This window comes from Arcobacter pernae (genome assembly GCF_049472135.1).
In the GTDB taxonomy this organism is placed as follows: Bacteria; Campylobacterota; Campylobacteria; order Campylobacterales; family Arcobacteraceae; genus Arcobacter_B.
Genome location: NZ_JBMOVV010000005.1, coordinates 169,793 through 181,917, shown reverse-complemented (window position 1 = coordinate 181,917; position 12,125 = coordinate 169,793). Strand labels below are relative to the sequence as shown.

General features: G+C 32.6%; 8 protein-coding genes and 1 tRNA gene. All 9 read left to right on the top strand.

Going from position 1 to position 12,125, the window contains the following annotated elements:
- Nucleotides 1-7 precede the first annotated feature (7 nt).
- The 9 genes from ACH5BF_RS07960 (at nt 8) to rpoC (ending at nt 12,115) form a co-directional block, all read left to right on the top strand.
- A tRNA-Trp gene (locus tag ACH5BF_RS07960) sits at nt 8-83 on the top strand.
- Nucleotides 84-160: 77 nt separating this feature from the next.
- Entirely contained in the window at nt 161-343 is a 183-nt protein-coding gene (secE, locus tag ACH5BF_RS07955; RefSeq protein WP_423273683.1) for a preprotein translocase subunit SecE, read from the top strand.
- A 12-nt stretch (nt 344-355) separates the two neighbouring features.
- Complete coding sequence (gene nusG / locus ACH5BF_RS07950) at nt 356-883, top strand: transcription termination/antitermination protein NusG (protein WP_423273682.1); 528 nt, start codon at nt 356-358, stop codon at nt 881-883.
- Between the two features lie 101 nt (nt 884-984).
- Entirely contained in the window at nt 985-1,410 is a 426-nt protein-coding gene (gene rplK, locus ACH5BF_RS07945; RefSeq protein ID WP_423273681.1) for a 50S ribosomal protein L11, read from the top strand.
- Nucleotides 1,411-1,484: 74 nt separating this feature from the next.
- The gene (rplA, locus tag ACH5BF_RS07940; RefSeq protein WP_423273680.1) at nt 1,485-2,183 is read left to right on the top strand and encodes a 50S ribosomal protein L1; all 699 of its coding nucleotides are present in this window, start codon (nt 1,485-1,487) and stop codon (nt 2,181-2,183) included.
- 166 nt (nt 2,184-2,349) lie between these two features.
- On the top strand, nt 2,350-2,838 hold the full coding sequence (rplJ, locus tag ACH5BF_RS07935) for a 50S ribosomal protein L10 (RefSeq protein WP_423273679.1): 489 nt from the start codon (nt 2,350-2,352) through the stop codon (nt 2,836-2,838).
- A gap of 59 nt (nt 2,839-2,897) precedes the next feature.
- Nucleotides 2,898-3,272: a 50S ribosomal protein L7/L12 gene (gene rplL / locus ACH5BF_RS07930; RefSeq protein WP_423273678.1), complete on the top strand. Its 375-nt coding sequence runs from the start codon at nt 2,898-2,900 to the stop codon at nt 3,270-3,272.
- Nucleotides 3,273-3,444: 172 nt separating this feature from the next.
- Nucleotides 3,445-7,593, top strand: a complete 4,149-nt coding sequence (rpoB, locus tag ACH5BF_RS07925) for a DNA-directed RNA polymerase subunit beta (RefSeq protein ID WP_423273677.1) — start codon at nt 3,445-3,447, stop codon at nt 7,591-7,593.
- A complete protein-coding gene (gene rpoC, locus ACH5BF_RS07920; protein ID WP_423273676.1) occupies nt 7,583-12,115 on the top strand; it encodes a DNA-directed RNA polymerase subunit beta' in 4,533 nt (1,510 codons plus the stop codon). The genes rpoB and rpoC overlap by 11 nt, the downstream gene beginning before the upstream one ends.
- Nucleotides 12,116-12,125: the final 10 nt, after the last annotated feature.

Genomic DNA, 12,125 nt, shown 5'->3' with positions numbered 1-12,125 from the left:
GACTCACAGGTCAGTAGCTCCAATGGTAGAGCGCCGGATTCCAAATCCGATGGTTGGGGGTTCGAGTCCCTCCTGGCCTGCCACTAAATTTTTTTAAAAGCAGTTGCGACTCCTTTTAAAAGAATTTTCAAGCTTATTATCATCAAATCTGGAGTCAATTGTGAATAAACTAAAAAACTATTACAAGAATGCTAAAGAAGAACTTTCAAAAGTTATCTTTCCTATAAAAGAACAAATTAGATCTGCATATTTATCTGTATTTATTGTTGTTACAGTAATCACATTGTTCTTAGCATTAATTGACACAGTAATGTCTTTAAGCTTGTCATCTGTAATGAATTAAGGATATTAAAATATGGCACAAAAGTGGTATGCAATACAAACTTACTCAGGAAGTGAATTAGCTGTTAAAAGAGCATTAGAACAATTATCTGAAGAAATGGGTGACGGAAGAATTTCAGAAGTTCTTGTTCCTACTGAAGATTTAATTGAGATTAAAAAGGGTAAAAAGAATATTGTTGAAAGACCACTTTATCCTGCTTATGCTTTTGCAAAAATCGATCTAGATACTGCACTATGGCATAGAATCCAATCAATGCCAAGAGTTGGAAGATTTATTGGTGAATCTAAAAAACCAACTCCTTTATCTGACAAAGATATTAATATGATTTTAGAAAAAGTTCAAAATAGAGCTGCTGCTAAACCTAAAGTATCTTTTGATGAAGGTGAAATGGTTAGAATTAATGAAGGTCCATTTGCTAACTTTAATGGTTTAGTTGAAGACTTCGATATGGCATCAGGTATTTTAAAACTAAATGTTTCTATTTTTGGTAGAAATACACCTGTTGAAATCTCTTATACACAAGTAGAAAGAGTAGTATAATTTATAGTTAATTAGGCATTAGGCAATAAAACTTCGCTTCCATAGAGTTTTCTTGCCTAATGCCTAAGTACATTATAAACAATTTTAAACAAAGGAATAGCATGGCTAAAAAAGTAGACGGTATACTTAAATTACAAATACCTGCTGGTGCAGCAAACCCATCACCACCAGTTGGACCTGCATTAGGTCAAAGAGGTATCAATATCATGGAATTCTGTAAAGCATTCAATGAGAAAACAAAAGATAAAGGTGGTTTCACAATTCCTGTTGAAATTACAGTTTATTCAGATAAAAGTTTTACTTTTGTAACTAAACAACCACCAATGACAGATTTAATTAAAAAAATTTCTGGTGTTAAAAAAGGTTCTGATAACCCTCTTAAAAATAAAGTTGGTAAGTTATCAAAAGAGCAAATTTTAGAAATCGTTGATTTAAAAATTGCTGACTTAAATACAGATGATAGAGAGCAAGCAGCTAAGATTGTTGCAGGTTCAGCTAGATCTATGGGTATTGAAACTGAAGCATAAGCTTTAGTTTCTTTAATAGTCTTACCACCAGACTTAAAATGGCGGTAGCAAAATAAAATATTGCGGAGAATAAAATGGCAAAAATTTCAAAAAGATATAAAGCATTATCAGAAAAAATCGAAGACAGAAGCTATTCTTTAGCTGAAGCTTGTGATTTAGTAAAAGAATTAAAATCAGCTAAATTCGACGAATCAGTTGAAGTAGCATTAAACTTAAATGTAGATCCAAGACACGCAGATCAAATGATTAGAGGTGCAGTTGTACTTCCAAATGGTACTGGTAAAACTGTAAGAGTTGCAGTTTTCGCTAAAGGTGCTAAAGTAGACGAAGCTAAAGCAGCAGGTGCTGATATTGTTGGTAACGATGATTTAGTTGAAACTGTTCAAGCTGGAAACATTGATTTTGATGTATTAATCGCTACTCCTGATTGTATGGGATTAGTTGGTAAATTAGGTAGAATCTTAGGACCAAAAGGTTTAATGCCAAATCCTAAAACTGGTACAGTAACTATGGATGTTACTAAAGCAGTTAACGATGCTAAAGGTGGTCAAGTAGCATATAGAGTTGATAAAAAAGGTAACATGCAAGCAGCAGTTGGAAAAGTTTCTTTCTCTACTGAAGCAATCAAAGAAAATATTGAAGCATTCGTTACAGCTATTAACAAAGCTAAACCATCAACTGCAAAAGGTAGATATATTACTAACGCAGCTGTATCATTAACAATGTCTCCATCAGTTAAAATGGACGCAACAGAGTTAATGGACATTAAATAAGGAACTTTTCCTTATTTAATAAACATTCAAAAGTGTTGATACTTAAATCAATATTTTTGAGTGTTATTCAAAGCACTACATTAAAAACTGAAGATAGCCGGTTAGACACTACTCCTGTGTCTTGTAAAACCTGCCGAAGTTGGATGTTTTGGAAGGAGATATATAAATGACTAAACAACAAAAATCAGAAGTAATTGATTTCTTAACTGGTGAATTCAAAGAGTCTCAAGCTATCGTAGTTTGTGATTTTAATGGTGTTTCTCACAAAGAATTAGAAGGTTTAAGAAAAGATGCTAAAGAAGCTGGTGTAAAAGTTCAAGTTGCTAAAAACACATTAGTTACAGTTGCTGTAAAAAATGCTGAGTTAGGTGAACTTGCATTAACTGGAAACAACATTTTCTTATGGTCTGAAGATCAAATTTCTGCTTGTAAAGTTGCTGATAAATTTGCTCTTGCAAACAAAGATAAATTTGCAATCAAATCTGGTATCATTGAAGGTGAAATTGCTGACCTTAACACTGTTATGGCGTTCGCTAAATTACCATCTAGAGATGAACTTCTTGGTATGCTTGCTGCTACTTGGATGGCTCCAGTTCAGAACTTTACTATTGGGCTTGATGCTCTTGCAAAGAAAAAAGAAGAAGAGGCTGCTTAATATAAATTAAGCATTTAATATATAAATAAAAATAATAAAAAAAATTAAGGAAAAACGAAATGGCAATTTCTAAAGAAGACGTATTAGAATACATCTCTGGTTTATCTGTATTAGAGTTATCTGAATTAGTAAAAGAATTCGAAGAAAAATTTGGAGTATCTGCACAACCTGTTGCTGTAGCTGGTGCTGTTGCTGGTGGAGCTGCTGAAGCTGCTGAAGAAAAAACTGAGTTCGATGTAATCTTAAAAGATGCTGGAGCTAAGAAAATTAACGTAATTAAAGTAATTAGAGCGTTAACTGGATTAGGATTAAAAGAAGCAAAAGCTATGGCTGAAGAAGCTGGAGCAAAAGTAAAAGAAGGTATCTCTAAAGACGATGCTGAAGCTGCAAAAGCAGAATTAGAGGGTGCTGGAGCAGTTGTAGAATTAGCATAATTCTCTACCCATCTTATAAACGTTACACAAGGCGACGGCCTTGTGTAAAGATTAGCATCTTTGAAGGCTAAGGTTAGAATTTACCCCAAATTTTAACCCTATCCTTTATGGATGCTTTTGTGCTTTATACAAAAAGCTTAAAACTAAACCAAATTTTATAACAAGGCCGACAATGTTAAACTCTTTAAAATCTGGTAATAGACTTAGAGTTGATTTTGCAAAAAATCCACAACAAATTGAAATTCCTAATCTACTACAATTACAACAAAATTCATATGATTCATTTTTAATGATTGGACAAGAAGAAAGAAATGAAGCTGGTATTGAAAAAGTATTCAAATCGATTTTCCCTATTCACGATGTTCAAAACAGAATTACATTAGACTACTTAGGTTCTGAAGTAGGTAAACCTAAATACGATGTAAGAGAATCAATGGTTAGAGGTCTTACTTACTCTATTCCTTTAAAAATCAATATTAGATTAACTTTATGGGACTTAGACGAGAAGACAGGTGAAAAAATCGGTGTTAAAGATATGAAAGAACAATCTTTATTCATCAGAGAAATTCCTTTAATGACAGATAGAACTTCTTTCATTGTAAATGGTGTTGAAAGAGTAGTTGTTAATCAATTACATAGATCACCAGGTGTAATATTTAAAGAAGAAGAGTCAAATACATCTGATAACAAACTAATCTACACTGGTCAAATTATTCCAGATAGAGGTTCTTGGTTATACTTCGAATATGATGCTAAAGATGTATTATATGTTAGAATTAATAAAAGAAGAAAAGTTCCTGTTACTATTCTTTTTAGAGCATTAGGTTACTCTAAAGAAGATATTATCAAATTATTCTACCCAATTTTAAATGTTAAAATCAAAAACAATAAATTCTTAACAGAGTTTAATCCTGATGATTTTACAGGAAGAGTTGAGTTTGATTTAAAAGATGAAAAAGGTAACTTAATTTTAGCTGCAGGTAAGAGATTAACTGCAAGAAAAGCTAAAGCTTTAGAAGAGGGTGGTTTAAAATTAGTTGAGTATCCAGTTGAGTTATTAATGGATAGATCTACTGCATCTACAATTTTCGATCCAGAATCTGGAGAAGTATTATTTGATGCATTAACTAACCTTGATGAAATTAAATTAAAAAAATTATTAGACTTAGGTTTTGATAATTTTGATATTGCAAATGACTTAGCTGCAGGTGTTGATGATTCTATTATTAATGCATTTAAAGCTGATGCAGAATCTTTAAAACTGTTAAAACAAACAGAAGAAATTGATGATGAAAATGATTTAGCTGCAATTAGAATTTATAAAGTTATGAGACCAGGTGAGCCTGTAACTAAAGAAGCTGCTAAAGAATTTGTTAAAAAATTATTCTTTGATCCAGAAAGATATGACTTAACTAAAGTTGGTAGAATGAAAATGAACCACAAGTTAGGTGTAAATGTTCCTGAGTATGTAACGACTTTAACTTATGAAGATGTTATTAAAACTGTTCAATACTTAGTAAAAGTTAAATCTGGTCATGGACATATCGATGATAGAGATCACTTAGGTAATAGAAGAATTAGAGCAATTGGTGAATTATTAGCAAATGAAATGCATTCTGGTTTAATCAAAATGCAAAAAGCTATTAGAGATAAAATGACTACTTTATCTGGTACATTAGAAGATATTATGCCACATGATTTAGTTAACTCTAAAATGATTACATCAACTATTACTGAATTCTTTACATCTGGTCAATTATCTCAATTTATGGATCAAACTAACCCATTATCAGAAGTTACTCATAAAAGAAGACTTTCTGCACTTGGTGAGGGTGGTTTAGTAAAAGAGAGAGCTGGATTCGAAGTAAGGGACGTTCACCCAACTCACTATGGAAGAATTTGTCCAGTTGAAACTCCAGAGGGACAAAATATTGGTCTTATTAATACATTATCTACTTTCTCTAAAGTAAATGATTTAGGATTTATTGAAGCTCCATATAAAACTGTTAAAGATGGTGTTGTAACTGATGAAATTAAATATTATACTGCAACTCAAGAAGAGGGATTAGTAATTGCTCCTGGTTCAACAAAAGTTGACGAAAATGGAAAGATTGTTGAAAACTTAATTGAAGCTAGACAAGATGGAGAAATCTTACTTGTTGAAAGAGCAAAAGTTGATTTAATTGATATCTCTTCTCAAATGGTAATGGGTGTTGCTGCATCTTTAATTCCATTCTTAGAGCATGATGATGCCAACAGAGCCTTAATGGGATCGAATATGATGAGACAAGCCGTTCCATTATTAAGACCAAATGCTCCAGTTGTTGGAACAGGTTTAGAAAAAACTGTTGCAAGAGATGCATGGGAAGCTATTAAAGCTAACAGAGGCGGAGTAATTGAAAAAGCTGACGCTAAAAACATTTATGTAAGAGGTGAAGATGAAAACGGTGCTTTCATTGACCACTATACAGTGAATAAAAATGTTAGAACAAATAACAATACTTCATTTGGACAAAGAATTGGTGTAAAAGAAGGTGATGTTGTAGAAAAAGGACAAGTTATTGCTGATGGTCCTTCAATGGATAATGGAGAGCTGGCAGTTGGTGTTAATGCTTGTGTTGCCTTCATGCCATGGAATGGATATAACTATGAGGATGCTATTGTTCTTAGTGAGAGATTAATTAAAGAAGATGCATTTACATCTGTTCATATTTATGAAAAAGATGTTGAGTGTAGAGAATTAAAACATGGTAATGAAGAGATTACTAGAGATTTACCAGGTGTTAAAGAAGAGTCAATTTCTCACTTAGATGCATCAGGTATTGTTAAAGTAGGAACTTTTGTTAAACCAGGAATGATTCTTGTTGGTAAAGTAACTCCAAAAGGTGAAATTAAACCAACTCCAGAAGAAAGACTTTTAAGAGCAATCTTTGGAGAAAAAGCAGGTCATGTTATTAATAAATCTTTGTTAACTCCAACTTCAATGGAAGGTACGGTTGTTGACGTTAAAGTATTTACTAAAAAAGGATACGAAAAAGACGAAAGAGCAATTGCTGAAATTGAAGCTGAAAAAGCAGAACTTGATATTAAGCATCATGATAAACTTTTAATGTTAGACAGAGAAGAAATCTTAAAAATTAATGATTTATTATCTAAATCTGAATTAGCTAAAGATGTTGAAGTTGAAGAAGTTACTTATAAAAAAGGTGAAAAAATTCCTTTTGATATTTTAACTAACGTTAATAGATTTGCTATGAAAAAAGTTGTTGCATCTTACTCTAATGAAGTTGAGAAAAAATACAACGAGATTAAAGATTACTTTATTAAGCAAAAAGCTGAGCTTAGAGATGAACATGAAGAAAAACTTCAAGTATTAGAGCATGATGATATTTTACCTTCAGGTGTAATTAAACAAGTTAAAGTTTATATTGCAACTAAGAGAAAAATCAAAGTTGGGGATAAAATGGCCGGAAGACACGGTAACAAAGGTATCGTTTCTAACATCGTTCCTCAAGTAGATATGCCTTATATGAAAGATGGTTCAACTGTTGATGTTATTCTTAACCCACTAGGGGTTCCATCAAGGATGAATATTGGACAGATTCTTGAAGTTCACTTAGGTCTAGTTGGTATGAAATTAGGTCAAGAAATTCAAGAAATGTTCGAAAACAAAAAAGCTGAGTTTGTAACTGAGTTAAGAGCTAAAATGACTGAAATTGCTGAAGTTGCTAAGCTTATGAATGGTAAAGAGTTTATGGACTCATTATCAGATGAAGAATTAATTAAATACGGACAGGATTGGTCTAAAGGTGTTAGATTCGCAACTCAAGTATTTGATGGTGTAAAAGAAGAAGAGTTTGTTAAGTTATTTGAATTAGCAAAAATTGATACAGATGGTAAAACTCAACTTTATGATGGAAAAACTGGTCAAGCAATGAACGAGAGAGTAAACGTTGGTTACATGTATATGCTGAAACTTCACCACTTAGTTGATGAAAAAGTTCACGCAAGATCTACTGGACCTTACTCATTAGTTACACAACAACCAGTTGGTGGTAAAGCACTATTTGGTGGACAAAGATTCGGGGAAATGGAAGTTTGGGCTCTTGAAGCATATGGAGCTACAAATGTTCTTAAAGAGATGCTTACAACTAAATCGGATGACGTTGAAGGTAGAACAAGAGCATATAGAGCGATTGCTAATGGTGAAAATGTTCCAAGTTCTGGTGTACCTGAAACATTCTTCGTATTAACGAAAGAGTTAAAAGCTTTAGGTTTAGATGTTGAGATTTTTGACGAGGTAGAAAACGATGAGCAATAATGAAAAAATTTTAGAACCAATTGAAATTAAAGAATTAGAAAGACCGCAAGATTTTGCGGCCTTTCAATTAAGACTTGCTAGTCCTGAAAAAATTCTTTCTTGGTCTTCTGGTGAAGTTAAAAAACCAGAAACTATTAACTATAGAACATTAAAACCTGAAAGAGATGGATTATTTTGTGCTAAAATCTTTGGACCTGTAAAAGATTACGAATGTCTTTGTGGTAAATACAAAAAGATGAGATACAAAGGTGTTGTATGTGAGAAATGTGGTGTTGAAGTAACTAGCTCAAAAGTTAGAAGACACAGAATGGGTCACATTGACTTAGTTTCACCAGTTGCACACATTTGGATGGTTTCATCGTTACCTACAAGAGTTGGTACATTACTTGGTGTTAAATTAAAAGATTTAGAAAGAGTATTATACTACGAAGCATACATTGTAAATGAGCCAGGTGATGCTTATTATGACAATGAAAAGACTAAAAAAGTATTAAAATACGATATTTTAAATGAAGAACAATATAGAACTATCTCTGATTTATTTGAACATACTGGTTTCCAAGCTGATATGGGTGGAGAAGTTGTAAGAGAATTATTAGAAACTTTAGACTTATTTGAATTATTAACTAAGTTAAAAGAAGAAATGTCTGCAACTAAATCAGAAGCAAAAAGAAAAACTATTATTAAAAGATTAAAAGTAGTTGAAAACTTTATCAACTCTGGAAATAGACCAGAATGGATGATGTTAACTCAATTACCAGTTCTTCCACCAGACTTAAGACCATTAGTATCATTAGATGGTGGTAAATTTGCTGTTTCTGATGTTAATGACTTATATAGAAGAGTTATCAACAGAAATAACAGACTTAAGAGATTAACAGAACTTGATGCACCTGAAATCATTATTAGAAATGAAAAAAGAATGCTTCAAGAAGCAGTTGATGCATTATTTGATAATGGTAAAACTGCAAATGCAGTTAAAGGTGCAAACAAAAGACCATTAAAATCTTTATCTGAGATTATTAAAGGTAAGCAAGGAAGATTTAGACAAAACTTACTTGGTAAAAGGGTTGACTTCTCTGGTAGATCTGTAATTGTTGTTGGACCTACATTAAATATGGACCAATGTGGTATTCCTAAGAAAATGGCTCTTGAGTTATTTAAACCACATTTAATGGCTAAATTAGAAGAAAAAGGTTATGCAACTACATTAAAATCTGCAAAGAGATTAATTGAGTCTGAGACTAATGAAGTTTGGGAATGTTTAAATGAAATTGTTGATGAGTATCCAGTATTACTGAACAGAGCTCCAACACTTCACAAATTATCGATTCAAGCGTTCCACCCAGTATTAATTGATGGTAAAGCAATTAGACTTCACCCACTAGTTTGTGCTGCGTTTAATGCCGACTTCGATGGTGACCAAATGGCTGTACACGTTCCATTATCACAAGAAGCTGTAGCTGAAGCTAAGATTCTTATGATGTCATCTATGAATATTCTTTTACCTGCGTCAGGTAGAGCAATTGCTGTACCATCACAGGATATGATTTTAGGTATCTACTACCTATCATTAGAAAAAGATGGTGTTAAAGGTGAACATAAATTATTTACAGATGTAAATGAAGCAAAAATTGCTTTAGAAATGAAGCAAGTTAATTTACATGCAAAAATTAGAACTAAGATTGAAGATAAAGTAATTCATACTACAGTTGGTAGATTAATTATTCATGAAATCTTACCTGATTTTGTACCTGTAACATTATGGAATAAGATTTTAAAGAAAAAAGATATTGGTACTTTAGTTGACTATATCTATAAGCATGGTGGTTATGAAGTAACTCCTAGATTCTTAGATAACTTAAAGAACTTAGGTTTCAAATACGCAACTGATGCTGGTATTTCTGTATCTATTGATGATATTAGAGTTCCTGATTCAAAAGAAGGACATATTGCTGCTTCTAAAAAAGAAGTTATTGAAGTTCAAAAGCAATTTGCACAAGGTTTATTAACTGAGCAAGAAAGATACAACAAAATTATTGATATCTGGACAGAAGTTAATAATAAACTTGGTTCTGAAATGATGAACTTAGTTGAGCAAGATAAAGATGGATTCAACTCTATTTACATGATGGCTGACTCTGGGGCTAGAGGTTCTGCTGCACAGATTAGACAGTTATCAGGTATGAGGGGTCTTATGGCTAAGCCAGATGGTACAATTATTGAGACACCAATTATTTCAAACTTTAGAGAAGGTCTAAATGTACTTGAGTACTTTATTTCTACTCACGGTGCTAGAAAAGGTCTTGCGGATACAGCCTTAAAAACTGCCAATGCGGGATACTTAACAAGAAAGTTAATTGATGTATCTCAAAATGTTAGAATCACAGTTGAAGATTGTGGTACTCACGAAGGTGTTGAAATTACAGATATTTCTTCTGGTAATGAATTAATTGAGTCACTAGAAGAAAGAATCACAGGTAGAGTTATTGCAGAAGATATTATTGATCCTATCTCAAATGAGATTTTATTTACAGAAGGAACATTAATTACTGAAGAGAATGCAAAAGTTGTTGCTGAAGCTGAAGTAAAATCTGTTGTAATCAGAACTCCATTAACTTGTAAAGAAGAGCATGGTTTATGTTCTAAATGTTATGGTCTTAACCTTGGTGAGCAAAGAAAAGCAACTCCAGGTGAAGCTGTTGGTGTTGTTGCAGCACAATCTATTGGTGAGCCAGGAACTCAGCTTACACTTAGAACATTCCACGTTGGGGGAACTGCATCTGCAACTCAAACAGAAAGAGAGTTAAGAGCTGATAAAGAAGGTTTCATTAGATATTACAACATTAGAACGTATACTAATAGCCAAGGTAAGAAAATCGTTGCAAACAGAAGAAATGCAGGTATTTTATTAGTTGAACCTAAAATTAATGCTCCATTCAAAGGTAATGTTACAGTTGAAACAATCCACGAAGAGATTATTTTAACTATTACTAATGGATCAGAAGAGAAGAAATATTACTTAAGAAAGAATGACGTTGCTAAGCCAAATGAGCTTGCAGGTGTTTCTGGTAAAATTGAAGGTAAATTATACTTACCATACTTTGATGGTGTTGAAGTTGAAGAGAATGAGTCTATCGTTGAAATGATTAAAGATGGATGGAATGTTCCAAACAGAATTCCGTTTGCTTCTGAATTAAGAGTTTCTGATGGTGCTCCTATTACTTCTAAGATTATTACTGGTGCAAAAGGTGTAGTTAAATACTACAAATTAACTGGTGATTACTTAGAAAGAAGAAAAGACATTAAAGCTGGTGATAAAGTTGATGAAAAAGGTTTATTTGCTGTAATCGTTGATGGTGAAGGTAGAGAAGCATTAAGACACTATATCGCTAGAGGTTCACAAGTTGAATTAAATGACGATGTTGAAGTTGAAAAAGAATCAGTAATTGCTATTCCAGAGAGTGAAGAGCAAGTTGTAATTGCTGAGTGGGATCCATACTCAAACCCATCTATTGCAGAAAAAGACGGTGTTATTACATTTGAAGATATTATTCCTGGTGTAACTGTTTCTGAGCAATTTGATGAGTTAACAGGAACTTCTAAGTTAGTTGTTAATGAGTATATTCCAAGTGGATACAAACCAACAGTTATCTTAGCAACAGAAGACAAAGAGTTAATTAGATATAAATTAGATCCTAAAACATCTATTAACGTATCTGAAGGACAAAAAGTTCAAGTTGCAGATATTATTGGTAAAACACCAAAAGCAACTCAAAAATCTAAGGATATTACTGGAGGTCTTCCAAGAGTATCTGAATTATTTGAGGCTAGAAGACCTAAAAATATTGCAGTACTTGCATCATTTGATGGTATGGTTTCATTTGGTAAACCACTTAGAAATAAACAAAGAATCATTATTACTGATGAAAATGGTAATAAAGGTGAATTCTTAGTTGAAAAATCTAAGCAAATTTTAGTACACGAAGGTGAGTTTGTTCACGCTGGTGAAGCATTAACAGATGGTCAAGTTTCTCCTCACGACGTATTAAGAATTTTAGGTGAAAAAGCATTACATTACTTTATTGTATCTGAAGTACAACAAGTATATAGATCTCAAGGGGTAAATATTGCTGATAAACATATTGAGGTTATTACATCTCAAATGTTAAGACAAGTATCTATTCTTGATGGTGGAGATACTAAATTCATCATTGGTGATATGGTTTCTAAGAAAAGATTTAAGCAAGAGAATGAAAAAATTATCAAGCTTGGTGGTCAACCTGCAATTGCAGAGCCATTATTACTTGGTATTACAAGAGCAGCTGTTACATCTGACTCTATTATCTCTGCTGCATCATTCCAAGAAACTACAAAAGTATTAACTGAAGCTGCAATTTCAGCTAAGATGGATATGTTAGAAGACTTAAAAGAAAATGTTGTAATTGGTAGAACAATTCCAGTTGGAACAGGATTATATAAAGGTAAGAAAATTAGCTTTTCTCAACCTAACGAACAATAAGGCATAGCCT